Origin of the sequence: Bacillus infantis (genome assembly GCF_050107595.1) — a bacterium.
Taxonomy (GTDB): Bacteria; Bacillota; Bacilli; order Bacillales; family Cytobacillaceae; genus Bacillus_AB; species Bacillus_AB infantis_C.
Genome location: NZ_JBNILH010000004.1, coordinates 59,864 through 84,756, shown reverse-complemented (window position 1 = coordinate 84,756; position 24,893 = coordinate 59,864). Strand labels below are relative to the sequence as shown.

Here is a 24,893-nt window from a genome sequence, read left to right as displayed (position 1 = left end):
CTATAAGGCCCTGTCTGCCCTGAATGGAGGAAAACGACGATGGCAAAAAAGATGCCTGAAATCGGTGATTATAAATACGGTTTTGCCGATAAAGACGTTTCCATTTTCCGCTCAAAACGTGGTTTGACGAAGGAAATTGTAGAGGAAATTTCAAAGCTGAAAGAAGAGCCTCAGTGGATGCTTGACTTCCGTTTAAAATCTCTTGAACATTTCTACAACATGCCAATGCCTCAATGGGGCGGAGATTTAGCGTCATTAAACTTTGATGAAATCACTTATTATGTAAAGCCTTCTGAAAAGACAGAACGCTCATGGGACGAAGTGCCGGAAGAAATCAAGCAGACGTTTGACAAGCTTGGCATCCCGGAAGCGGAGCAGAAGTACCTTGCAGGTGTTTCTGCGCAGTACGAGTCAGAGGTTGTTTACCATAATATGCAGGAAGATCTTGAAGCAAAAGGAATCGTATTCAAGGATACAGATTCTGCTTTAAGGGAAAACGAAGATATTTTCCGCGAGCACTGGGCGAAGGTAATCCCTCCGACCGACAATAAGTTTGCGGCTCTGAACTCTGCTGTGTGGTCAGGCGGTTCCTTCATCTACGTGCCAAAAGGCATAAAGGTGGATACTCCGCTTCAGGCTTACTTCCGCATCAATTCAGAGAATATGGGGCAGTTTGAGCGCACGCTCATCATCGTGGATGAAGGCGCCCATGTACACTATGTTGAAGGATGTACAGCTCCAGTCTATACAACGAACTCCCTTCACAGTGCAGTTGTAGAAATCATCATTAAAAAGGATGCCTACTGCCGCTATACAACAATCCAGAACTGGGCTAACAATGTATACAACCTTGTAACAAAGAGGGCTGTATGTGAAGCCAATGCGACAATGGAATGGATTGACGGAAATATCGGCTCCAAGCTGACAATGAAATATCCGGCTGTTATCCTGAAAGGAGAAGGCGCCCGCGGCATGACCCTTTCCATCGCACTTGCAGGGAAAGGCCAGCACCAGGACGCAGGGGCAAAAATGATCCACCTTGCTCCAAATACTTCTTCTACAATCGTATCAAAATCAATCTCTAAGCAGGGCGGTAAAGTAACATACCGCGGAATCGTGCACTTCGGCCGCAAAGCGGAAGGCGCTCGTGCAAATATTGAGTGCGATACATTGATCATGGATAATCAGTCTACTTCTGATACAATCCCATACAATGAAATCCTGAATGATAACATTTCGCTTGAACACGAAGCGAAGGTATCTAAGGTTTCGGAAGAGCAGCTGTTCTACCTGATGAGCCGCGGCATCTCCGAAGAAGAAGCGACAGAAATGATTGTAATGGGCTTCATCGAGCCATTTACAAAAGAGCTTCCAATGGAATATGCAGTTGAAATGAACCGTCTGATCAAGTTCGAGATGGAAGGTTCCATCGGCTGATCAAGCTTGAGCCCATCCGGGAATTTTACCGGATGGGTTTTTTGTTGTATAGAAATATAAAAATTGTAAGTCTTGTGGATTATTATCAATTCTTGATCAACGTCCAGCAGCTGCGCCGAGGTCACAAGCCAAACCTCCCCAAAAAGCAAAGAACGCCTTTCCGGGAGGTTCGTCTTGAGGCCCCCAGGAAGGGGATCATGCAGACGCTGCCACAGGACGTGGCGTTCTTAGTCTGCGTTCCTTATGGGGTGACCAAGGCGCTTGCGCTTTTGTTCCTCTTTTAAAGGCACCTTGAAAGCGGCCTGACGGGTGTTCTTGTATAATAGAGGCAGGAGTGCTTCGTGGTTTTTCCAGAGGTGAAAAAGGGAAAATAGAACGTTACATAGAGAACAGGAAGGAGGCTGCAGCATGATCAATATAGGACTCACAGGCTGGGGTGACCATGACAGCCTGGATAAAAAGGGCATATCCCCGCGTGATAAGCTGAAGGAATATGCAGCATATTTCCCTATTGTAGAGGTGGATGCTTCTTTTTATGCTGTCCAGCCTCTGAGGAATGCACTTAAGTGGACAGAAGAAACGCCTGAAGGCTTTGAATTCATCATTAAGGCCTATCAGGGTATGACTGGCCATCAGCGGGGAGAAATCCCTTTTGACAGCAAGGAAGAGATGTTTACAGCGTTTAAGGATTCCCTGCAGCCTTATATCGCCAAGGATAAGCTCGGCATGGCGCTTTTTCAGTTTCCGCCATGGTTTGACTGCCGAAGGGAAAATGTTGATTATCTGCGCTGGTGCAAGGAGCAGATGAAGGATATCCCTTGTGCGCTGGAATTTCGCAATCAAACATGGTTCTATCCGGGAATGAAGGACAAGACCTTAAGGTTCATGGAGCAGGAAGGATGGATTCACAGTATTTGCGATGAGCCCCAGTCAGGCGAGGGATCTGTCCCAACAGTTCTGGAAAGTACCCATCCGGAAAAGGTGCTGGTCCGTTTCCACGGAAGGAATGTGCATGGCTGGCAGAAAAAGAACGCGGAGAACTGGCGGGAAGTGAGATACCTCTACCGCTATAACGAGGAGGAGCTTTCCAGCTGGGCTCCGGCGCTCAGGGAACTGGAAAAAAGCACAAAGAAGGTATATGCTGTCTTTAATAATAACTCAGGCGGGGATGCGGCAGATAATGCCCTCCAGCTGGTCGATATGATGGGAATTGAGTATACAGGCCTGGCTCCCCGGCAGCTTGATCTGTTCTAAAATGAGGAAGACTCTGCCTCCCCATTGTAAGCGGTCTGCTGGCCGGTCTGCATAGCCTGATGGGAAAAGGAAAGAAGGTTTCATGTTTGAAAGAAGTTATCCATATTTACCATACAAATGATCTGCACAGCCATTTTAGCCGCTGGCCGAGGATTCACCGGCTTCTGACAGAAAGACGCAAATGGCATGAGGGGGCAGGAGAAGATTTCTTCTATTTCGATATCGGCGACCATGCCGACCGCTGGCACCCGCTTACTGAGGCTACTGGCGGGAAGTGCAATACAGAGCTGCTTAATGAGGCAGGCTGCACTGCTGGTGCCATCGGCAATAATGAAGGAATTACCCTTCCTTTTGGCTCTCTGGACACACTCTATGAGAAAGCGGCTTTTGATGTCATCACAGCCAACCTTTTTTACAAAGATGGAAAGAGGCCCGGCTGGGTCAAGCCATACGCAATTTATGAGACTGTAAGCGGATTAAGGGTGGCTGCTGTCGGTGTAACAGCAAACTATCAACATTTCTATGATCTGCTCGGATGGAAGCTGACAGACCCCTTCAAAGAGATTAGGAAGGTGCTTCCAGAGGTAAGGGAACAGGCGGATATCATCGTCATGCTGTCACATCTTGGCATCCATGATGATGAAAGGCTGGCGGCTGAATTTCCGGAAGCCGATGTAATTCTTGGCGGCCATACCCATCATATCCTGCATGAAGGGAAAATGGTTGAAGGCTCCTTGCTGGCAGCAGCCGGTAAGCACGGGTTTTATGCCGGGCATGTCATGCTGGAAATAGACACCACGGAAACGAATACAGTCATCAGCAAAAAGGCTCAGCTGTATGACACAAATGAACTGCCCCCGGCCGTTAATGAGAAACAAATCATTGAGGAGCTCTACCACAAGGGAAAAAGCCTGCTTGATGTACCGGCAGCCTCTTTGCCTAATGGCGGCATTGGCAAAAACCAGCTTGCCGGTCTCCTGTGTGATGCACTGATGGAAAAGTGCGGGGCGGATGCAGCCCTCCTTAACGAAGGCTTGATCCTCGAGGGACTGGAAAAGAATGAGGCAACGCTGTATGATCTCCACAGAATCTGCCCTCATCCGATCAATCCATGTAAAGTGATGCTGACCGGGGCCGAGCTGAAGGGAGTGCTTATTCATGCCAATAGTGATGAGTGGGAGCATTTGCAGGTCAAAGGCCTTGGTTTCCGCGGAACCCTCATGGGAAAAATGATCAGCGCCGGGATAGAAATGGATTCTTCCGGAAATATGCAGATAGGCGGTCAGGCGCTCGACAGTGAGAAAAGCTATTCCCTCGCCATCCCGGACATGTTCACATTCGGCCCCTTTTTTCCTGAGATCCGCAGGGCTGCCGGCAAGGAATATTTCTTCCCCGATTTCCTGCGGCACCTGCTGGAATGGAAGCTGCAGCAGCATCAATAATGTGTTTTGGCACCTTTTCCTTTTGCTTACATAATCTGTTTATGAAGCGAAAGGAGTGGATACTTTTGATGGAACTGTCGCCTGTCATCATTGACGGCCATACCTTTTTAAGCGTATCCGTTCAGCTGCCGAAAACGACCCTGCTCGCAGTTTCGAGCGAAAAGGGCTATATTATGTGCGGAGCGCTGGACGTCGCCCTGCTCAATGAAAAGCTGAAGGACCGGAAAGTGATTGCCGGAAGGGCTGTTGGTGTCCGCACGATTGAGCAGCTCCTCGGAGCACCGTTGGAGTCGGTCACCTTTGAGGCTGAAGAACTTGGAATCCATAAAGGCATGATCGGCAGGGACGCCCTGCTGAAAATGCTGTAGAGAGCCAGCCGCAGCAGGCGGCTCTTTTTTTGCCTCAAAGGAGCAATTCATTCTGAATAGAAGCCTAAAGAAATTACCTTGTGCAAAGATTACCATTATCAGTCGTATTTTGTAGAATTTTCTACTATAATGTGGATAGGATGAAGGACGTAAAATGAGACAGAAATGATTGGAGCTTTTATATGAGATTAGTAGCTACCTCATCAGTACATCCGGGGGCCATTCTTGCAAAAGCGGTTTTAAGCGATAAGGGTGTTGTGCTTGTCAGCGACGGAGTGGAGCTTTCGGAGAAGCTGCTTGCCAGGCTCGGGGACCTTGGTGTCACATATATATATATAAAGGACCCGAGAACGGACGATATAGAATCCGGCAGCTCGATCGATGCGGCGATGAAAAGGAAAGCGGTTTCTACCATTGAAGAAACTTTCACCCAGATCAAGAAAGGGGACAAGCTGTCAGACTCGATCATTATTGAAAAATCGTCGAAAAGCTTTAAACAGATCATCAGGGATCTAGTGCAGCAGATTAATGATAATAAAGATCTGTTTGGCCTATTGGCGGACGTATGTACATATGACAGTTATATTTTCTCCCATTCGCTGAATGTGACGCTCTATTCCCTCGCGATCGGCATAGAGCTGAAGCTAAAGCCGCAGGAGCTGGATATGCTGGGGATCGGGGCTATTCTCCATGATGTCGGCAAAATGAAGGTGCCAACTGAAATTCTCTTCAAGACAGGAAAGCTGACAGAAGACGAATTCACAGAAATACAAAAACATGCAGAAGCCGGCTTTGACATATTGCGCAAAGTACATACATTGCCTCTGCTAGCTGCCCACTGTGCATATCAGCATCATGAGCGGCTGAACGGAAGCGGCTACCCAAGGAGGCTGGTGGAAGATGAAATCCATCTGTTTGCCAAAATCATTGCCGTCGCTGATGTATTCGATGCCGTCACCTCCAACCGTGTTTACAGGGGGGCCATGCTGCCGCATGAGGGGCTCGAAATATTGTATGCAGGCTCAGGTAAACAATTTGATACAGCTGTGGTAGAAGCTTTCCGGCGCTCTGTAGCTGTCTATCCGGCCGGGATGATGATCCATTTGAATGACGGCAGGTCAGGAGTGGTGGTCCGCCAGAATAAAGGGGTGTCAGACAGGCCAGTCGTCCGTATCCTTGAAAAAGAGGGCCTTCCGGTTGAACCATTCGATCTCGATCTGGCAGAAGAGCTTACCGTGATTGTCACCGGCTGTGAAATGCGGATGCCGGAAACAGCAAATAAAATCTAACTTTTTCTGCTAGTTCCCCCCTTTGCAGCATACATATAGCTTGTAAAGGGGGGGATTTGCTTTGGCTAAAATCGGCGGCCGGCTCCCAAGGAAAGGCCCGCTTCCTTTCCGATATGTTTTTCTGCTGACTTTTGTGTTTTTTATGTTCTCGACCGCAGCCGGAATATGGATCATCAATAAAGGGCTTGAGCCTACCCTGATGAGCTACGCTGACTCTCAGACGAGGAAAATCGCATCACTGGTCATTAACAATGCCATCAACAAAAAAATCACGAATGTAATGGACCTTGAGGAGATGTTTGTTAAAAGCGGCGATGGTTCTGTCATAACCATCAATACCGAGAAGCTAAACCGTGTGAAGGCAGAAGTGACGGAGATGGTTCAGGACAATATCAAAAAAGCTGAACAGGGCGATCTTTCAGCCCTGGAATCATTCACAGACATAGAGATTGAAACAAAAGGATCCAAAAAGCAGGATGGGATCATCTATTATGTGCCATTGGGCCAGGCAACCAATAACGCCCTCTTGGGGAATCTCGGTCCCCGAATCCCGGTGAAATTCAATTCAGTGGGATCTGTTACATCAAATGTAATCAGAAAAAGTGAAGACCATGGAATCAATAATGTATTGGTGGAAGTGTTTGTCCGCCTGGATGTCCAGGTCCAGATCATCATACCTTTTGCTACAAAAGTTATACATGTGCAGGAGGATGTACCTGTGGCCATGGGAGTCATTCCGGGAGATGTGCCCCAATTCTATAACGGGGGCGGCGGTGATTCTGCCCCTTCCATTGAGCTGCCTGCTAATTAATGGATTTGCTAAAAAGAAGGGTGCCTGTTATAGTATTATAGAAATTAATATGACCTTATCATATCCGGTGGGGTAGAGGTGCAAAATTCAAGAGTAAGATGTGCGAGGATGACAACGTTGACCGCATCAGAAAGGGAATTTTTGCCGAAGCAATTGACATGTGTCCGCATTCCATTGCTGGGGCTGCTTTGAAGAAGGGCAGCACTGTCATTATAAAGGCAAACCAGGATTATGCTGGATAAGCCTTATAATGGGGAGCTACAGATCGTGATGGAGAAACCTATTACTTAGAAAGAGTAATGATGGATTTTCTATCATTGCTCTTTTTTATTGTCTTCAGCTGGACATCAGCTGAAACGGCATCTTCGTCTGGAAGTTCCCCCCTGTCATCATACAAGGAGGAGGAGAGAAATTGGCAAACACGATATTTTCACTGTTGCCGCCGCTTGTGGCCATTTTAATGGTCGTTTTGACAAGAAGGGTATTATTATCTTTAGGAGTCGGGATCATAACCGCTGCCTTCCTGCTTGCCGACTTTGGCATCGGGAAAACACTGAACATCATCTGGGAGGCCGTCAAAGGAATTTTTGCTGCTGATGGCGCACTGAATACCTGGAATGTATATATTATTCTGTTTCTCCTGGTTCTTGGTATCATTACCGCTTTTATCAATATTTCGGGAGGAAGCCGCGCGTTCGGGGAATGGGCGATGAAACGGGTGAAAACCCGGGCTGGCGCCCAGCTTGTCGGTGCAGTGCTTGGCATCATTATTTTCATAGATGATTATTTCAATGCGCTTGCTGTCGGCCAAATCTCACGGCCGATAACGGACCGCCATAAAGTTTCAAGGGCAAAGCTTGCGTATCTGATCGATTCTACATCTGCTCCGGTGTGTGTTGTTTCCCCTGTTTCGAGCTGGGGTGCCTATATCATTGCCCTTATCGGGACAATTCTTGCCGGTCATGGGGTCACAGAGTACTCGGCATTCTCAGCTTTCATGCAGATGGTGCCGATGAACCTGTATGTATGGACTGCTCTTGCCATGGTATTTATTGTGGCATTCAGAAATATTCAAATCGGGCCGATGAAAGCCCATGAAGAGCGGGCTGTAAAAGAAGGACTGGTTCTGGATCCTGATAAGCCTGCCCCTGGAGAGCTGAAGGATGACCTTCCAACAAGTACAACCGGGTCCGTCGGCGATCTTGTCTGGCCGATCATTGCATTGATCATTGGAACCGTCGGAGCAATGATCTGGACTGGATACACCGCAGTCGAGGGAAGTGCAACAATCCTGAAAATCTTCGAAAATACTGACGTAGCAAAATCCCTTATTATCGGGAGCCTGATCGGGCTTGCTCTAACACTGCTGCTGTTCCTTCGCCAGGCTGTCGTACTGAAGGGTGTAAGTGCAGGTGTATTCGGAAAAGGAATCTGGGAAGGAATTAAATCCATGCTTCCTGCCGTCTATATCCTGATCTTTGCCTGGGCGATCGTTGATCTGATCGGCCAGCTGGAAACCGGGACATATCTTGCAGGTGTTGTGGAAAACAGCAATATCAGCCTTTCCCTGCTGCCAATCATTTTGTTTGGGATTGCAGGGATCATGGCATTCAGTACTGGAACATCATGGGGCTCCTTCGGCATTCTGCTTCCGATTGCCGGCGATGTTGTGGCAGCTACCGATATTTCGCTCCTTCTGCCTGCAATGGCAGCCGTATTGGCCGGAGCGGTATTCGGAGACCATTGTTCTCCTATTTCAGATACAACCATCCTTTCATCCACAGGGGCAGGCTGCAATCATATCGACCATGTGCTGACACAGCTGCCGTATGCACTCATATCAGCGCTGATCGCGGCTGTGGGATACCTGGTGATCGGATTTACCGGAAGCACCATTTTTGCTTTGATTTCTGTGGCAGTTCTTTTAGCTGCCTTTGCCTTCATTGCGGGGCGCGGGCAGGGAACATCTGCTGAATTAACGGATTGATATTGAGAGGCATCCCTCAGAGGGCGCCTCTTTTTTAATTGCTTGAAAGAGTAATTTGAAGACCGGTTTATATGAAAAACGCCAGAATTTTATGGATAGTCTATCCGATGGGAGAATATTAGTATATTAAGGAGGTGGATGGGCATTAAGGGGCTTAGAAGTTATTATTTAAAAATAATAATTTTCAAAAAATAAAGCTTTGACAACATAGGAAATTGTGGCTATACTATGTTTAGATTATACTAAAAAATCAGAAAATATAAAAGTTTCCAACTCTTGAGACGTGCTTTTCAAAAAGAATTGGAAATGAAATGGGGGTAAATAGAATTATGGATAATCGTCCTCAATGGGGAACGAGAGCAGGTTTCATTCTGGCAGCTGTCGGATCAGCGATCGGGCTGGGGAATATATGGAGATTCCCTGCGGTAGCTTATGATAATGGAGGAGGAGCTTTCTTCTTTCCTTATCTGTTTGCACTTCTGACAGCAGGAATACCGATTCTCATCCTCGAATTTACACTGGGCCATAAGTACCGAGGCTCCGCTCCGCTTACGTATGCAAGGCTGAGCAAAAAGTACGAATGGATCGGCTGGTGGCAGGTAGCAGTATCCTTTGTCATCTCTACCTATTATGCGGTCATCATTGCATGGGCCATGTCTTTTGCAGGATTCTCCTTTAATCAGAATTGGGGAGATGACCCGAATGGCTTCTTTTTCGGAGAATATCTTAAGCTTTCAGATGCACCGGGATCAATCAGCACGATCGTCCCAGGCGTATTCTTCCCATTGATCCTTGTATGGCTCATTACTCTTGGCGTATTGTTTAAAGGCGTGAAAAAAGGGATAGAAGTAGCGAACAAAATCTTTATTCCAGCCCTTGTTATCTTATTTTTAATCATTGTTGTTCGCGCGCTGACTCTTGATGGAGCTGTCCAGGGGCTTGATGCCTTCTTCAAGCCGGATTGGAGCAAGATTGCAGATCCTGGAGTATGGGTGGCCGCATATGGCCAGATCTTCTTCAGCTTATCAATCGGATTTGCGATCATGATTACGTACTCCAGCTATCTTCCAAAGAAGACGGATCTGACAAACAGTGCATTCATCACTGGATTTGCAAATTCCGGGTTTGAGCTTCTCGCCGGGATCGGCGTCTTTGCTGCACTGGGCTTCATGGCTGCACAGCAAGGCGTGCCAATCAATGAGGTTGTTAGTTCAGGTGTGGGCCTTGCTTTCGTGGTATTCCCGCAGATCATTAGTGAATTCCCTGCTTTAAACGGACTGTTTGGCTTCTTCTTCTTCCTATGCCTGGTCCTTGCAGGTCTTACATCACTCATCTCAATCGTGGAAACTTTTGTTGCCGGTGTACAGGATAAGTTCAAAGTGTCCCGTACAAAAGCAGTATTATTTGGAGGCGGGGCTTCTGCCATCATTTCCGTATTGTTTGCGACAGACAGCGGCCTCTATTTCCTTGATGCAGCTGATTACTTCATCAACCAGTTCGGTGTAGCTCTTGCAGGCCTTGTAGAGGTTGTCGTGATTGCATGGGTGCTGAGGGAGCTGAAAAGCATCCAGTCGCATGCGGACAGCGTCTCAGATATCCTTCTGGGCGCGTGGTGGAGGATCTGCCTGACTGTTATTACACCGCTGATCCTTGGCTATATGATGATCCAGAACATCTACACTAATATCAAGGACAATTACGAGGGCTACCCGACAGGCTTTATCATCTATTCAGGATGGGCAGTCGCGGTCGGCGCCATTGTACTCGGATTCATCTTCATGGCATTCAAGTGGGATAAAGGCACCATTTCTGTCCCGGATAAGAAGGGGGTTTCTCAATAATGTCTGCTAGTGCAATAACAATGATGATCGTTGGGATGCTTATCATTTGGGGAGGACTTGCTGCAAGCATTTCCTTTGCAGTTTCAAAAGCAAAAAAGTCATGAAAGCAAAGGCTGCCGAATCTTTTCGGCAGCCTTTATTTATTATCCGGGGACAATGGTTCCGGCCCTTATTTCTTTTTCCGGGACTGAATCTTATCCTGCCTCTCCCACAGCCTTAGGTGCGGATAAGGATCGTAGGACCATTCCGTATACCCATTGTCTTTGTACATTCCGTAGTGAAGATGAGGCGGGAACTTCCCGGATGTTCCCGGCGGGCCATAGCCGGAGCTTCCTACACCCCCGATCAGCATGCCCGGTTCAACAATCTGCCCTGCTTTCAAATCCTTAGCAAAGCCGCTCAAATGAGCAAAATAATGATAGTTATTATTGATATCCCGGATGCCGATTCTCCAGCCGCCATACTTGTTCCAGCCCTTCATTTCTATAATGCCGTAGCTGGTGGCCCTCACGGGGACGCCGTAGTCGGCAAAAATATCTGTTCCTTCATGAATCCTCCTGCCTCCCCAGCCCCTTGCATCCCCCCAGGTATTTTTGTAGCTGTGATTGCTTCTGAAGGGAACGGGAAAGGCATGGCCGTCAAGGTCCAGCCGTCCGAAGTGTTTATAGATCTCAGCATGCCCGATGATGATCCCGACGGTTTTATCCCGTTTATAATAATCCCATAACCCAATTTTTATATTATCATGGTCAACTCCATAAGAAAGAAGAAAGTGGGCAAAAGCATAAATGACATCCTGGTCATCCTTCAATGAAGCTTTGCCATCACCATTGCCATCCACTCCCATGCCTCCGAAAAATTGGATGGAAGCAGGGTTATCATCCTCCAGATTGGGGTTTAAGAGGCCGGCCCACTCTTCCGGCTTAAAATAAATGCCTGTCAGTCCCTCAGCTTTCGGGAGGTCCCGGCGCGCCTTGCGGATGCTGCGCTCATACTGGTCGACAGCCGCCAGATAATACCATGGTACATTGGTGATGGCCTCTGTATTTCTGTATAATTGCATTCTTTTGCTGTAAATCTCCGCCAGATCCGGGCTTTCAGCCGCATCTGTCCTGGCCGGATAAAGGGAGAACAGCAGCAGAAGGGTCAAAAGTATGCGCATGGAAACCTTCCTTTCGGTCTTGTTTGCAGTTTAGTTTGTGAAAGAGAGCGGCATTTCATCTATATCAATTAATGGTAATGATGAGAGGAATGGCTTGTTCTGCCTTCTTCATTATGTTAAAGTGACATCATGAAGTCTAAATCAGTCCGGTTTTCTGGGGACAAGATTGAATGGATGGAGTGGGAATAGTGAGCCAAAAAGAAGAACATATCCGCAAGCCTGAATGGCTGAAAATAAAATTAAACACGAATGAAAATTACAATGGCCTCAAAAAAATGATGAGGGAAAAAAACCTTCATACCGTATGTGAGGAAGCGAAATGTCCGAATATTCATGAATGCTGGGCAGTCAGAAGAACGGCAACTTTCATGATCCTGGGTGGCGTATGCACACGTGCATGCCGTTTTTGTGCGGTTAAAACAGGACTTCCAAATGAGCTGGACTTACAGGAGCCGGAAAGAGTGGCAGACTCAGTTGCCCTGATGAACCTAAAGCATGCAGTTGTTACAGCCGTAGCAAGGGATGACCTGAAGGATGGAGGGGCAGCTGTATTCGCTGAAACTGTAAGGGCAATCCGCCGCAAGAGCCCGTTCACAAGCATCGAGGTGCTGCCTTCAGATATGGGCGGTGTTTATGAAAACCTTAAAATGCTGATGGATGCCCGTCCGGATATCCTGAACCATAATATTGAAACAGTTGAAAGGCTGACTCCAAGAGTCCGTGCACGTGCTACATATAAGCGCTCATTGGAATTCCTGAAGCGCGCCAAAGAAATGCAGCCGGATATTCCGACAAAGTCCAGCCTGATGATCGGCCTTGGCGAAACAAAAGAAGAAATTATTGCAACCATGGATGACCTTCGTGCCCATGATGTAGATATCATGACAATCGGCCAGTATCTGCAGCCTACCAAGAAGCACATAAAAGTCCAGAAATACTACCACCCTGATGAATTCCAGGAGCTGAAGGAAATTGCCATGAGCAAAGGCTTCAGCCATTGTGAGGCTGGCCCTCTTGTACGCTCTTCCTACCATGCCGATGAGCAGGTCAACGCTGCAGCGAAGCAGAAGCAGCTAATGGGCGAGGAGCAAAGCGTCCAGCAGGCTTAAAGCGGGAAAATGATTAGAGCATATGAAAAAGAGTTCAGCTCCTGCTGAACTCTTTTTAGTCATATCATTATTTCATTTGAGGGCTGCTGTCCTTTTTTGCTTTCGTTTTGTCCAAAGCCTCGCTAATATCGTCATGATCAGTATCGTCATTCATCTCACCCTGGGCTTCACCGTTTTCATTTTCGCCTGAGGACATTTTTCTGCCCTGCGGGGACTGAAGCATTTCTTTGATCGTTTCATTGATGGCATATTCCATGTTGCGGCTGTCTGCATCCATGGTCGCATAGTTTTCCACATTTTTGCGTAAGTTGGTATTGTCAGAAACGTATACATGGTACCAGCGCGGTATGACGGACATGGCCATTTTTTTCACCTGGTCTGCTGTCTCAGCCCGGTCCTTTGAATCTGTATCATATACGAGCAGGACCTCTTCATCCGTTACAAGAGCTGATACATCATCGACATTAGGGACATCTGTGCAATATTTGGCGATGATATCGGCAACCTGCTCCCGGTTGATGGCAGCGTAATGGTCATTGGAAGAGTTGTCTCCCGGGATCGGGCTTCTTTGGTGGCGGACATAGCCAAAGCTTTCGCTCATATTATTGCCGCGCCTGTAATTCTGGTTATACAATTCAGGCCGCTGATCATTCACATTGATCGTATGGCCGCTTTCCTCATACATTTCATCCTTGGAGGAAAAATTCTGGCAGGCAGCAAGAGCTGAAAGGCTGCAAAGGCCTGCTATTATGATGGACTTCTTCAATTAAAACACCCCCTCATTACTATCATGACCATGTGTATACTTTTTTTTCTTAGTAATTGATGGGGAATCAGTTATAATTTAAGTAGCAGGAAGACATGAGAGGTGATATACATGGTTTGCATCAATAATATCTGTTATGAGCTGATTGAAGAGAGAACAGATGGTTTTAATGAAGAGGCCTTCCGCGGAAGGTACAGCGAGATCCTGACAAAGTATGATTATATTGTGGGGGACTGGGGCTATGGGCAGCTTAGGCTCAGGGGCTTTTTTGACGACCAGAACCAGAAAGCCACTTTTGATACAAAGATAAGCACGCTGACTGAATATCTATACGAATATTGCAATTTTGGGTGCCCATACTTTGTTGTTAAAAAGATAAAAGCCTGACAAGAGCCGATGATCGGCTCTTGTTTTATCTTATTTTGACGTATATGGCGGCTCTTCATTTTTATCTGGATCATCATGGGTCGGATGGGCACCCTCCATCTGCCTTGGGAGATTTTGGTGGAGGGATTTGAACTCATAATTAAAGGCGCTGTAATAGCGCTGGCCCTCGCGCCATGGAGTGCTCTTATTCTCGACAGGCTCATCCTTCCCTCTCGGGGAGCCATAGGGACCTTCCGGAAGCGTCTCAGGCACAAGGAAATTACGCTGGGTTTCCACATTCGAAAAATCCGTATAAGTTTCTTTTTCTTTATCATCGCTCATTCTATCACCTCTTGCCTAGTATCTGCATTCCTTTATAAGATATAAGGAGCAAGTTGGCGATTAAAGGCACTAGACCATCTCATATAAGAAGGAGCGCAGTTCTTCCGCATCTTCTTCAGACAGTTTGAAGGCATATTCCAGGTATCCTTCTTCTTTCAGGTCATCAGGTCCAATGATGGCAAACCGGCTTCCCTGGATATCAAGAACGAGCTGCTTTCCATAATAGCGGGACGACTGGATAATGGCCAGGTCGAAGCGCTGATTTTCCCCCATAAAACTGACAAATCTCGTTTTCGTTTCTTCTAAATCATCGTATAAAAAAAATCTTTCGGACATCCTGCCGATTCCTCCTTGAGCTTTCTTATTATCCTTATCTTATCAGAAGGTGCCTCCTTGAAGTACTGTGATTTTATTCTATTTTGCCGCAATGAAAAAAAACGATTTGGAAAAATTATGGTACAATAGATTCAAGAAAAATGCCGACTCCTGAGAGGAATGAGACAAATGGTCCATAAAAGCAGACAAAAGCTCCGCAATTTCTTCAACTGGGGAAAAATTGTATTCCCGCTGTCCAGCATCCGTTATTATCCTCCCCAATTTATCCTGAGGGACCCGATCATCCAGGGTGTGAAGCGGGCATTCCGTAAAGGATCTGAGGTAGCTGTCGCGGTTTTTACAATTAAGAATCTTAGAGAGATTTCCGACCAGCTTGGACAAACCGGCTATTTTGCTTACATATCAAGCATCAAAAGGGAATTCTGCCTTACAATCCAGGCCGAATTGAAGGAAGAGGAGGTCATTCTCCTCCATGATCATTATAGCGATGGACTTACTTTATTCATTGAGGTTGGCCATGAGCGCTGCTGCATCTCAGAAATTGAGGGCATCATGAAGAAAATCCTCAGGGAATCAGAACGGAATCTTCTCCTGAGCCATCCGGCAGTCACCCCGCAAATTGAAACCGGATACATGTTTATTGAGAAAAAGCACTACTCTATAGAAGAAGCTGTGCTGAAGGCACATCAGCAGGCTCTTGCCATGGCGGAAAAAAGGGTGCAGTCCGATTTCAATGAAATGCTGTACAGCATGAGCAAAATCGTCGCCAAGAAAGAAATCCGCCTTCTCGCCCAGCCTATCCTTGATGTGGCTACAAAGGAAGTGAAGGCATGGGAGATGCTGACTCGCGGTCCGGAGGGGACCCAGCTTGAAAATCCGCTTCAGCTTTTTTCAGTCGCAAGGCAGACAGGCATGCTTTATGACCTTGAAATGATCGTGATGGAAAAGATAATTGAACAGATTGAAACGACCGGCTGCCAGCAGGATATTTTCATTAACTTCACCCCGATCACCCTGGGCAACCAGCTTTTTGTCAGGGATATAAAAAAGCTGCTTGCCAGGCATCAAGGAATCAGTCCGCGCCAGATGACAATCGAAGTGACTGAAAGGGATTCAATTGAAGGAATGGAGTATTTTATTTACAATATAAAGGTACTCAGGACTTTAGGATTCCGGATTGCCATCGATGATACAGGAGCAGGATATGCCAGCCTGAACTCCATTACGGAAATCATGCCGGATATCATCAAGATTGACCGTTCTGTTATTCAGAATATCGACAAAAATAAGGTGAAGGAATCCATGCTTAAAGGTCTGCTCCTGGTGGCAAAAGAAACCGGCTCCCTGGTGGTGGCAGAAGGCATTGAAAGTGAAGAGGAGGCGATTGTCCTCTTCCGCAATAAAGTGGACCTGGCGCAGGGGTATTTTTATGCCCGGCCAGATCTGCTTCAGAAAGGCCTGTTGTCATCATAGGGGCCAATTGAAAGGATGAACCTTTATGTATTTTGTGGACAGGGAAAAGATTGAGGAGATACTCGTATTTTTTGAAAAGCAAACTGCCCTTTTCGAGGGAAAGGACAATTGGGACAGCGAGATTGAACGGGCAGCATTGGAACGTGTTTCCCATCTGCTGATTGAAGCGATCCTTGATGTCGGCAACAGCATGATAGACGGCTTTATCATGAGGGATCCGGGCAGCTATGAAGATATTGTGGACATCCTTGAAGATGAAAAAGTGATCTCAAGCGAGATGGCAGGCAGCTATAAAGCGATCATCCAATACCGCAAGGAGCTGGTCCAAAACTATACAAGCATCAGCCATGCGAAGCTGCAGAAGGCTTTTGCTGATCATTTGGAGGATATAAAAAGATTTGCCCCTGCTGTAAGGTCCTATATCCTTAATGAGCTTGGGCCGGTATCGGCTTTTAAGAACTGACCGGAGGAAGCTGAATCCTTTGGAGGGAAAAGGCTTTTCCTATATACTTAAAGCCAGGACCTTATGTTTTTGGCCTTGGCAGAATAAGATGCTAGTCAAAAAAGGCTCTTGGAAAAGGGCTTTTTTTGCATTTTTATTTTTAAACAGGGGCAAAACAAAAAATGAATGAGGCAATCACAGGCAGGAGTTGGATATTTTGAAGGATTATAAAGGCTATTTAATTGATTTGGATGGGACTATGTACCGTGGAACAGAATTGATCCAGGAAGCCGCTGATTTCGTCAAAAAGCTTAAGGAAAGAAGTATTCCTTATCTGTTCGTGACCAATAACTCTTCCCGCACTCCCCAGCAGGTTGCCGCGAAGCTGAGGGATTTTGACATCCCTGCTGAAGAAGAGCAGGTCTTTACGACAAGCATGGCAACAGCAAGCTTCATTGCAGAAGAAAAAAAGGATGCCTCTGTATATGTTATCGGGGAGGAAGGGATCCGCACGGCGATTGAAGAAGAGGGCCTTTCGTTTGCAAATGAAGATGCAGATTATGTGGTTGTGGGGATCGACCGTTCAATCAACTATGAGAAGCTTGCCATCGGATGCCTGGCAGTGCGCAGGGGCGCAAAATTCATCTCCACCAATGGCGATATCGCACTCCCGACCGAAAGAGGCTTTCTTCCAGGCAACGGATCTATCACCTCTGTGATCACCGTTTCGACTCAAATCGAACCCCTGTTCATCGGCAAGCCGGAATCAATCATCATGGAGCAGGCATTAAAGGTAATTGGCACCAGTAAAGAAGAGACATTGATGGTTGGCGACAACTATGATACCGACATTCTGGCAGGAATGAATGCGGGGATGGACACCCTTCTTGTCCATACAGGCGTGACTACAAAGGAACTGCTCGAAGGTTATAAAGAGAAGCCGACATATGTCATGGATTCGCTCGACCAATGGAAGCTTTAATATAGGCATAAAAGAATGGGCTGCAGAGATTCTGCGGTCTTTTTTTGTTAAGGAATTTATAAATTGTAAGTCTTGTGGATCATCATCAATTCTTGATCAACGTCCAGCAGCTGCGCCGAGGTCACAAGCCAAACCTCCCAAAAAGGCAAAGAACGCCTTTCCGGGAGGTTCGTCTTGAGGCCCCCAGGATGGGGCTCATGCAGACGCTGCCACAGGACGTGGCGTCCTTAGTCTGCGTTCCTTAAGGGTGATCAAGGCATTTGCGCTTTTGTTCGTGCATTATTTCTTCCCATATTCTTCTGTATCCCTTCCCAATTTGGTAACAGTTTGGTCATATTTGCCCGGTAATATAAAAGTAAGCAAAAGCTTAATTAACATATTAGGAGGATTCAGAATGATGGATTCCAGCAATAAATATAACCATGAAGAAACAAAACCAAAACAAAGAAAGGGCAAGGGGATATTTTCAGTTGTCGCAGCAGGGGTGATCGGTTCCGCTCTGACATTATATGCAGCTCCTTACACGGATTATATCAGGGACCAGCTTCCTCAGGCAGCCGCAAGCCAGGACGTGTCAGGAGGACAGGCATCCAGCTCAGCTAATGCCAATAATACAGGCATCATTCCTGAGAAGACAAGTGCTCATACAGACGGCTCTCTTGCTGATATAGTCGAAGGTGCATCAAAAGCGATTGTCGGAATCGTAAAGTCGGAGAATCGAACCAATCAATTTTCAAACACCAGCCAGACGGTAGAAAGCGGTTCAGGCTCAGGTGTTATATTTAAAAAAGAGAATGGCAGCGCCTATATCCTGACAAACAACCATGTTGTCGAGGGGGCCAGCAAGATTGATATTTCCCTGCATGACGGCCAGAAAACAACGGCAGAGCTGGTTGGAGCAGATGCACTGACAGATTTGGCTGTATTAAGGATGGATGATAAGTATGCCGATAACCTGCTGGGCTTTGGAGATTCTTCCAAGCTGAGGCCTGGTGACCAGGTGCTCGCGATAGGAAACCCGCTCGGACTCGACCTTTCAAGAACAGTCACACAGGGGATTGTCAGTGCGGTGGACCGCTCAATCTCTGTTGATACATCTGCCGGCAGCTGGGATATGAATGTCATCCAGACTGATGCAGCAATCAATCCGGGGAACAGCGGCGGGGCACTGATAAATACTGCAGGTGAAGTAATCGGAATCAACAGCCTGAAAATCTCCGAAAGCGGGGTAGAAGGCCTTGGTTTCGCCATTCCTTCAAATGATCTTCAGCCGATAGTGGAGGAAATAATGGCAAATGGCAAAGTGGAACGCCCTTATGCAGGGGTCGGTCTTGCCGGTCTTCAGGAAGTTCCTCAAGGTTATCTGCAAAACCTGCCGCAGAATGTCTCCAAAGGAGCATTCATTGCCAATATAGATCCTGAATCTGCTGCAGCCAAGGCAGGCCTGAAAACGGGAGACGTGATTGTTTCCATTAATGATACAGAGGTTGGCAGTCCGGATGACTTTAGGAAATATCTGTATACCAAGCTGAAAACAGGCGATAAAGCAGAGCTGTCACTCTACCGAAATGGGGAAAAAATGAATATTACCATGGAATTGGGGACTAAAACAATTACAGATTAAAAGGGAGAATAGATCCCTCACCGGCCTTTGCCGGCGGACATTTTAAATAACAGACTGGAAAGGAAGTTATGATGGGGTTTTTAACAAAGAAAATAGGGTTAGGGATATTGGTGCTTATTTTGGCAGCTGCAGGTACTGCTGCCTTCTTTTTTTCAAAGGAGCCGGCCGTAGCAAGCGTGGGCGGCGAAAATATTAAGAAAGAAGAGCTTTACAGCCTGCTGGTCAAGCAATATGGAAATGAGGCCCTGGACGCGCTTGTAACGGACAAGATCATTGAAATGGAAGCAAATAAGGAAAAAATAACAATAAGCGACAAGGAAAAGGAAGAAGAGCTGAAAGATCTGAAAGAATCATATGGCGGCGAGGAGGGCTTCAAAGCTGCTCTTGAGCAAAGCGGTGTTACAGAAGCCGGCATAGCAGAGGACATTGAAAAATACTTAAAAACAGAAAAGCTTCTTGAGCCGCGAATTGATTTAAAAGAAGAGGAGATTAAAGCTTATTTTGATGAAAATAAAGACCAGTTTGCCCAGCAGGAGCAGGTAAAAGCAAGCCATATCCTTGTAGAAGATGAAGCGGCAGCAAAAGAAGTCAAATCCAAGCTGGACAAAGGAGAGGATTTTGCTGATCTGGCAAAAGAATACTCCACCGATGCTTCTAATGCCGAATCAGGCGGAGAGCTCGGCTATTTCGGAAAGGGAGAGATGGAGGCCGCGTTTGAGGAAGCTGCGTTCTCATTAAAAGCAAATGAAATAAGCGATCCGGTCAAAACTGATTACGGCTACCATATCATCAAAGTAGAAGATAAAAAGGAAGCAAAAGAAGCTGTATACGAAGACAGCAAAGTAGCAGCAAAAAAGGCGCTGTTTGACGAAAGGATGCAGACTGAGTATTACAACTGGCTTGAAGAGAAAAAGGAAGAATATAAAATCGAGAAAAATATGAATGCCTAAGATTTGGACCAGCCTCCCCCCTAATTCCTGGATAGTAGCCCACAGGAAAGCGAAAGAGCTTGGATTCCGATTTGGGGATATAAGGCAGCTGCTGCCCGAATAAATAAGAGAAATTGTCCTGGACAAGGCCTGATAGACAGTCTATCAGGCTTTTGTGTATGTTTAAACGGGCTGCATGGGCTGGCTGATGACCATTTCTGCCCCTTCATGAGGCCGGATAGTTTCTAAATAATGATCTTCGGCCTTCCAGTATCTGTTATTGAATTTGTCCACTTTTTGTCTGGTGGCTTCTTTTTCGCGTTTGAATCTTGTCTCCCTAGGACAGTCCAGGTAAACGATATAATCAAGATGGCTTTTCCATTCGGGACGCTGCAGAAAAACGCCTTCGATGATGATAAGGCATTTTTGGGGGATGCTGGTCTTTTTAAGGAAATGGCTGTCCTTTTGTTCATCGTACACTCTTAAGGTAAGTTCTTTTACTGTATGTACCTTTGAAAACAGTTCCTGCTTCAGGTATTCCGCATCCCATTGAAGGGTGTAGTATTCGTACCATTCTTCGTTTCCTGTGTTATATCTTTTTTTCCGGTCTTCTATATAATCATCCAGATGAAAGATGATTGCGGGATATTCTTCTGTCTGCAGCCATTGTTTGAGCCTATTGACGAGTGTGGTTTTTCCTGAGCGGCTCAGTCCGTCTATTCCGAGGATGAACCGGTCGTGCTGGAGTCCCTGTATGAGGGCTTGCTTCAGCGGTTTCATATTCATTTTCTGTTCCTCCAGTATCTTGTTATCTCTCTGAAATCGTAGCATGGAATATTTGTTCTGTACATTTTTTTCCATAAAAAGTACAGGCTTTTAAAGGGGGCTGTTGATTTGCGATGCAGGCACTTCGCTATCCGCGGGGCGAAGTTGAGCCTCTACGCGCTGCGTGCTGTGGGGTCTCAACATTTCCGCTATTTCCCGCAGGAGTCTGCGTGCCTTGCATTCCAATCAACAGTGTTTTGGGCAAATTCTTGAATTTGGAAGATAGAGGTTTCTTAGAAGAGTTTTTGTTGTAAAAGGGGGCTGTTGATTAAGGTGAGGTTTGAAAAAATTAAGCGGAGAAATTCCGCTTAATTTTCTAATAGCCCTAGAAGTTGCTTAAATAGACGGAAAAATTTCGGCTATCTACTCGAAAAGCCTCAAAATGGGTGATTTTTCTTTACTTAAGCGGAAAAACTCCGCTTAATTATCCCGAGTCAAGCTCTATTCTGGTGGTTAACGGTAAAATCTCCGCTTATTTTCCATATTAAAATAATCCACTAACTATATCACCAATTATTCACACACCCTCCTAATAATTATTTTATACCCAGTCATTTACTAAAATCGCCAGCCTATTAAAAAATCAATAAAAAAACGCACTGAGAATCCAAGTGCGTTTTCCCTATATGTTTTACAAAGTTTGCACCCCTAAAGTAAACCCGTTACTCAACAGAGAGCTGTGTTTTCGCAGCTTCTATTCCACCTTTGCAGCCCCATGAGCTAAGCGGCTGGAGGCGGCGGCTGCGATGGCGCCGACGATGTCATCGAGGAAGGTGTGGCATTTTCCGGAGGATTTATCGTTCAAGTCTTTCAGGATGCCAGGCTTCAGTTTATCGATATATCCATAGTTGGTAAAGCCGATGCTGCCATAGACATTGACGATTGAGAAAGCAAGTACTTCGTCGACGCCGTAGAGGCTTTCATCGGTTTCAATGATTTTTTGGAGTGGCTGGTCAAGCATTCCTTTTTCGCCGAGCATGTCAAGCTGAATCCCGGTCAGGATGGCGTTCTGGACTTCCCTTTTGGATAGGACGCGCTCGACATTGTGAAGGCAGTCCTTCATTTCAAGATTCGGGTGGTACTTTTCCTGAAGAAAGAAAACTAAATCTGCGATATCCTGTATGGTTACCCCTCTTTCAAGCAGCCATCTGCGCGCTGTCTGTTCTGTCAGGTCAACAACTTCTTTTTGTTCTTCAGACATTTGCCTCACCTTTTCTTGTTTTTTTCTAATGTATATACCGGCATAGCCGCAAATATACCTAAACAGGACATGCGGCTCTTCTGGCCTGTCTACTTCATTTTTTCCCGGAAGGCATGGGTTATGCAAGAAACAAACAAGTTTTAGCGGCGGGCACATATAAATGAGGTATAAGCCACTTAGCGAATGAAGAGGTGTTTCTATGCTCAGGCAAATGCTTAAGCAACATTTTGGCATACAGGCGGAGGAAGAATTGAGGATTGGTCTGCATGAGGCGTTTAAAAAGGATAACCAGCTTTATATTCCGATGGAGGTTGGCCTGGAGGAAGAGGATCTGGCGGAGCTTAGCCTGATCGCCAGCCACCTGCAGCAAACCGGCGATAAGACGGTAAGCACGTTCCTGCAGACATCCGAAGGTAAGCATTCAAGTGTATGGGAGCAAAAGAGCTATTGTGTATTGGAGTGCCCGAATGCCCAGCCGCGAAAAGGCTATCAGTCCGGCAGGAAGCTTGCCAAATTCCATTATCGCGGCAGGCTTATTTCCTCACCGATCACACGGACAAGCAGGATCGGGCAGTGGAAGCAGCTCTGGGAAAAGAGGCTGGATCAGATGGAGAAGGTTTGGAATACCATGCTTTTTCAGCAGCCGGAGCATGAACTGGACCGGATGTTCCTGGAGACCTTCCCTTACTATATGGGCCTTGCTGAAAACTCCATCCAATATCTGGCCGATGCGGAGCTGGATGATGAGCCGGGGCCTGCGGACAGCGGGACTGTCTGCCATGAGCGTTTTGTTTCCTCCACATGGGGAAGTAATGACTATCTGATCAAAAGCCCGTTTGATTGGGTATTTGATCATGCAAGCCGCGATCTGGCAGAATGGTCGAGAGAAAGGTACTTCCGGAATATTAAAACCTACCAGCCGGGGCTTTCCCAGTACCTGAAGGAGTATCAGACGGTGGAGCCTCTGACTTCTTTTTCATGGCGGCTGCTGTATGCACGCCTCCTGTTCCCGCTTCACTATTTTGAATGCATTGAGAATTATTATGGGAATCCGACAGAGCATCAAAGGCATCTCTCTGAAGAGCAGCTGGGCCGTTTCCTGCAGCATACAGGCGACCATGAAGAGTTTCTGGGAAAGTTTTTTGAGATGGCAGAAGTCCCTGCTGCCAAAATGAAACTCCCTCCTGTAGACTGGCTGAAATGATAGCGGACTCAGCAGGGCTTTGAAAGGGCTTTTCCTTTGAATTGCCATTTCTTCCTTTTATAATGAGGGGGTACTAATTTTTATGGCAACTGCTGGGAGGCTCGTGATTTATGAAGGATAGAGTGTATATTACAAGAAAGCTGCCGGAAGAAACGATTGCAGGCTTAAAAGAACATTATCAAGTGGAGATGTGGGATAAGGAAGACATTCCTGTCCCGGCTGAAGTCCTCAGGGAAAAGGCTAAAGAGGCATCAGCACTCCTTACGATGCTTTCAGATTCCATAGATGGTGATTTGCTTGCAGAAGCGCGCCGATTGAAGGTTGTAGCCAACCTGGCAGTCGGTTATGACAATATTGATGTGAAGGCTGCAGCGGAAAAAGGGATCACTGTGGCGAATACCCCTGATGTGCTTACCGATACTACAGCCGATCTGACGTTTGCTTTATTAATGGCGGCTGCCCGGAGGATCACGGAAAGCGCAGAATATGTGAAAGAAGGGAAATGGAAGAGCTGGAGTCCGCTCCTTCTTGCCGGCCAGGATATCCATCATAAGACTATAGGGATTGTTGGAATGGGGAATATCGGCCAAGCTGTGGCAAAGCGGGCAAAAGGCTTTGATATGAACATCCTTTACCATAACAGGTCAAGAAGACCGGAGGCGGAAGAAAGTCTCGGTGCTGTCTACGCTTCATTCGAGGAGCTGTGCGAGCAGTCGGATTATGTTGTTTGCCTTGCACCGCTGAACGACTCGACGAAAAATCTTTTCACTGAAGAGGCCTTCCGCAGAATGAAGAATTCCGCGATTTTCATCAATGCAGGCCGCGGCGCCATTGTGGATGAAGAGGCGCTTTACCGGGCTCTTGCTGATGGGGAGATCAGCGGAGCCGGACTTGACGTCTTTGTAAAAGAACCGATTGGCAAGGACCATCCCCTCCTCAGCCTGCCGAATGTTGTCGCCCTTCCGCATATCGGCAGCTCCAGCACGGAAACAAGAATGGAGATGGCAAGGCTTTGTGCCGAAAACATCGATCTTGTTTTATCAGGCAAGCAGGCAAAAACGGCGGTACATATGTGAATATTGGATGAGGGCCCGGCATTTTCCCCGGGCCCTTGCTTAGTGTAGAGATGCTGTTGCTGGGATAGCGCTTTGGCGGAGAGGCAAGCTGGTGTATCTAAAGGAGTTTCAGGAGTAAATGACAGGCTTGGATTCTGAAAGTCGTGTGTCCCGGAAGAGCCCCATACATGAAAGAGAGAAAAACGAATATGTTATGTATCCTGGAAAAGCACCCGAGTACATGATAGAGAGAAAAACGCATGAGCCGTGTATCCCGGAAAAGCACTGGATACATGACAGAGAGAAAAATGCATGTGTCATGTATCTCGGAAAAGCCACTGAATACATGAAAGAGAGAAAAACGCATGAGTCATGTATCCCGGAAGAGCGACTGGATACATGACAGAGGGAAATACGCACATGTCATGTATCCCTGGCAGGATCGCATCCCTTCAGGTTTTTGTTTTTTCCGTTAATGTATACCTCCACTAATCAAATTAAGAGCCCGATCGCAGCCGCCATTTTATCCCCACACAGAAAAAATTTAAAACCTGCCAATACATACTCCCCCAATACAGTAAGCGATTCCACAAAAATAATTCTGAATATTTACTATTGTAAAATTATCTGCCAAATTCTATAATGTCT

General features: G+C 46.6%; 25 protein-coding genes and 1 riboswitch. Of the genes, 19 read left to right on the top strand and 6 right to left on the bottom strand.

Annotation, left to right across the window (positions count from 1 at the left end):
* Positions 1 to 39 precede the first annotated feature (39 nt).
* The 9 genes from sufB to ACQCVH_RS09680 all read left to right on the top strand — a co-directional run bounded on the left by sufB (position 40) and on the right by ACQCVH_RS09680 (position 10,533).
* On the top strand, positions 40 to 1,437 hold the full coding sequence (sufB, locus tag ACQCVH_RS09720) for a Fe-S cluster assembly protein SufB (RefSeq protein ID WP_224904756.1): 1,398 nt from the start codon (positions 40 to 42) through the stop codon (positions 1,435 to 1,437).
* A 408-nt stretch (positions 1,438 to 1,845) separates the two neighbouring features.
* Positions 1,846 to 2,691, top strand: coding sequence for a DUF72 domain-containing protein (locus tag ACQCVH_RS09715; protein WP_426835499.1), 846 nt, complete (start codon positions 1,846 to 1,848; stop codon positions 2,689 to 2,691).
* A gap of 86 nt (positions 2,692 to 2,777) precedes the next feature.
* Entirely contained in the window at positions 2,778 to 4,133 is a 1,356-nt protein-coding gene (locus ACQCVH_RS09710) for a bifunctional metallophosphatase/5'-nucleotidase (protein WP_426835498.1), read from the top strand.
* A gap of 68 nt (positions 4,134 to 4,201) precedes the next feature.
* Entirely contained in the window at positions 4,202 to 4,501 is a 300-nt protein-coding gene (locus tag ACQCVH_RS09705; protein WP_426835816.1) for a YunC family protein, read from the top strand.
* A gap of 182 nt (positions 4,502 to 4,683) precedes the next feature.
* Positions 4,684 to 5,790, top strand: coding sequence for an HD-GYP domain-containing protein (locus tag ACQCVH_RS09700; protein ID WP_426835497.1), 1,107 nt, complete (start codon positions 4,684 to 4,686; stop codon positions 5,788 to 5,790).
* A 61-nt stretch (positions 5,791 to 5,851) separates the two neighbouring features.
* Positions 5,852 to 6,601: a sporulation protein YunB gene (gene yunB / locus ACQCVH_RS09695; RefSeq protein ID WP_426835496.1), complete on the top strand. Its 750-nt coding sequence runs from the start codon at positions 5,852 to 5,854 to the stop codon at positions 6,599 to 6,601.
* Between the two features lie 65 nt (positions 6,602 to 6,666).
* Positions 6,667 to 6,870: riboswitch (Lysine riboswitch) on the top strand.
* Between the two features lie 143 nt (positions 6,871 to 7,013).
* On the top strand, positions 7,014 to 8,588 hold the full coding sequence (locus tag ACQCVH_RS09690; protein WP_426835495.1) for a Na+/H+ antiporter NhaC family protein: 1,575 nt from the start codon (positions 7,014 to 7,016) through the stop codon (positions 8,586 to 8,588).
* Positions 8,589 to 8,917: 329 nt separating this feature from the next.
* Entirely contained in the window at positions 8,918 to 10,429 is a 1,512-nt protein-coding gene (locus tag ACQCVH_RS09685) for a sodium-dependent transporter (protein WP_426835494.1), read from the top strand.
* Positions 10,429 to 10,533, top strand: a complete 105-nt coding sequence (locus tag ACQCVH_RS09680; protein WP_022544349.1) for a methionine/alanine import family NSS transporter small subunit — start codon at positions 10,429 to 10,431, stop codon at positions 10,531 to 10,533. Before ACQCVH_RS09685 ends, ACQCVH_RS09680 begins: the two co-directional genes overlap by 1 nt.
* A gap of 65 nt (positions 10,534 to 10,598) precedes the next feature.
* On the opposite strand, the gene ACQCVH_RS09675 is transcribed toward ACQCVH_RS09680, so the two are convergent.
* A complete protein-coding gene (locus ACQCVH_RS09675) occupies positions 10,599 to 11,591 on the bottom strand; it encodes a M23 family metallopeptidase (RefSeq protein WP_426835493.1) in 993 nt (330 codons plus the stop codon).
* Between the two features lie 188 nt (positions 11,592 to 11,779).
* On the opposite strand from ACQCVH_RS09675, the gene lipA reads away from it, so the two are divergent.
* Positions 11,780 to 12,700: a lipoyl synthase gene (gene lipA / locus ACQCVH_RS09670; RefSeq protein ID WP_224904734.1), complete on the top strand. Its 921-nt coding sequence runs from the start codon at positions 11,780 to 11,782 to the stop codon at positions 12,698 to 12,700.
* Between the two features lie 67 nt (positions 12,701 to 12,767).
* Here lipA and ACQCVH_RS09665 read toward each other — a convergent pair whose 3' ends face one another.
* A complete protein-coding gene (locus ACQCVH_RS09665; protein WP_257992284.1) occupies positions 12,768 to 13,466 on the bottom strand; it encodes a YhcN/YlaJ family sporulation lipoprotein in 699 nt (232 codons plus the stop codon).
* A gap of 111 nt (positions 13,467 to 13,577) precedes the next feature.
* On the opposite strand from ACQCVH_RS09665, the gene ACQCVH_RS09660 reads away from it, so the two are divergent.
* The gene (locus tag ACQCVH_RS09660; protein ID WP_009791458.1) at positions 13,578 to 13,853 is read left to right on the top strand and encodes a YutD family protein; all 276 of its coding nucleotides are present in this window, start codon (positions 13,578 to 13,580) and stop codon (positions 13,851 to 13,853) included.
* A gap of 30 nt (positions 13,854 to 13,883) precedes the next feature.
* Here the strand turns inward: ACQCVH_RS09660 and ACQCVH_RS09655 are convergent, their stop codons facing one another.
* Positions 13,884 to 14,174 (bottom strand): cytosolic protein, encoded by a 291-nt coding sequence (locus ACQCVH_RS09655; protein WP_426835492.1) that lies wholly within the window; start codon positions 14,172 to 14,174, stop codon positions 13,884 to 13,886.
* A gap of 69 nt (positions 14,175 to 14,243) precedes the next feature.
* A complete protein-coding gene (locus tag ACQCVH_RS09650) occupies positions 14,244 to 14,510 on the bottom strand; it encodes a DUF3055 domain-containing protein (protein ID WP_224904729.1) in 267 nt (88 codons plus the stop codon).
* Between the two features lie 168 nt (positions 14,511 to 14,678).
* Here ACQCVH_RS09650 and ACQCVH_RS09645 point away from each other — a divergent pair, with 168 nt between their 5' ends.
* From ACQCVH_RS09645 to ACQCVH_RS09625, 5 genes are all read left to right on the top strand, one after another.
* On the top strand, positions 14,679 to 15,983 hold the full coding sequence (locus ACQCVH_RS09645) for an EAL domain-containing protein (RefSeq protein ID WP_426835491.1): 1,305 nt from the start codon (positions 14,679 to 14,681) through the stop codon (positions 15,981 to 15,983).
* 25 nt (positions 15,984 to 16,008) lie between these two features.
* Positions 16,009 to 16,446: a DUF86 domain-containing protein gene (locus ACQCVH_RS09640; RefSeq protein WP_426835490.1), complete on the top strand. Its 438-nt coding sequence runs from the start codon at positions 16,009 to 16,011 to the stop codon at positions 16,444 to 16,446.
* A gap of 196 nt (positions 16,447 to 16,642) precedes the next feature.
* Positions 16,643 to 17,407, top strand: coding sequence for a TIGR01457 family HAD-type hydrolase (locus ACQCVH_RS09635; RefSeq protein WP_426835489.1), 765 nt, complete (start codon positions 16,643 to 16,645; stop codon positions 17,405 to 17,407).
* Between the two features lie 394 nt (positions 17,408 to 17,801).
* Complete coding sequence (locus tag ACQCVH_RS09630; protein ID WP_426835488.1) at positions 17,802 to 19,031, top strand: S1C family serine protease; 1,230 nt, start codon at positions 17,802 to 17,804, stop codon at positions 19,029 to 19,031.
* A gap of 68 nt (positions 19,032 to 19,099) precedes the next feature.
* Entirely contained in the window at positions 19,100 to 19,981 is an 882-nt protein-coding gene (locus tag ACQCVH_RS09625; RefSeq protein WP_426835487.1) for a peptidylprolyl isomerase, read from the top strand.
* Positions 19,982 to 20,143: 162 nt separating this feature from the next.
* Here ACQCVH_RS09625 and ACQCVH_RS09620 read toward each other — a convergent pair whose 3' ends face one another.
* Positions 20,144 to 20,746, bottom strand: a complete 603-nt coding sequence (locus ACQCVH_RS09620) for a kinase (protein ID WP_426835486.1) — start codon at positions 20,744 to 20,746, stop codon at positions 20,144 to 20,146.
* A 733-nt stretch (positions 20,747 to 21,479) separates the two neighbouring features.
* Positions 21,480 to 21,986, bottom strand: a complete 507-nt coding sequence (locus ACQCVH_RS09615; protein WP_426835485.1) for a phosphatidylglycerophosphatase A family protein — start codon at positions 21,984 to 21,986, stop codon at positions 21,480 to 21,482.
* 199 nt (positions 21,987 to 22,185) lie between these two features.
* Here ACQCVH_RS09615 and yutH point away from each other — a divergent pair, with 199 nt between their 5' ends.
* From yutH to ACQCVH_RS09600, 3 genes are all read left to right on the top strand, one after another.
* Positions 22,186 to 23,190 (top strand): spore coat putative kinase YutH, encoded by a 1,005-nt coding sequence (yutH, locus tag ACQCVH_RS09610; protein WP_426835484.1) that lies wholly within the window; start codon positions 22,186 to 22,188, stop codon positions 23,188 to 23,190.
* Between the two features lie 110 nt (positions 23,191 to 23,300).
* A complete protein-coding gene (locus ACQCVH_RS09605) occupies positions 23,301 to 24,266 on the top strand; it encodes a 2-hydroxyacid dehydrogenase (protein WP_426835483.1) in 966 nt (321 codons plus the stop codon).
* A gap of 118 nt (positions 24,267 to 24,384) precedes the next feature.
* Complete coding sequence (locus tag ACQCVH_RS09600) at positions 24,385 to 24,648, top strand: hypothetical protein (RefSeq protein WP_426835482.1); 264 nt, start codon at positions 24,385 to 24,387, stop codon at positions 24,646 to 24,648.
* Positions 24,649 to 24,893: the final 245 nt, after the last annotated feature.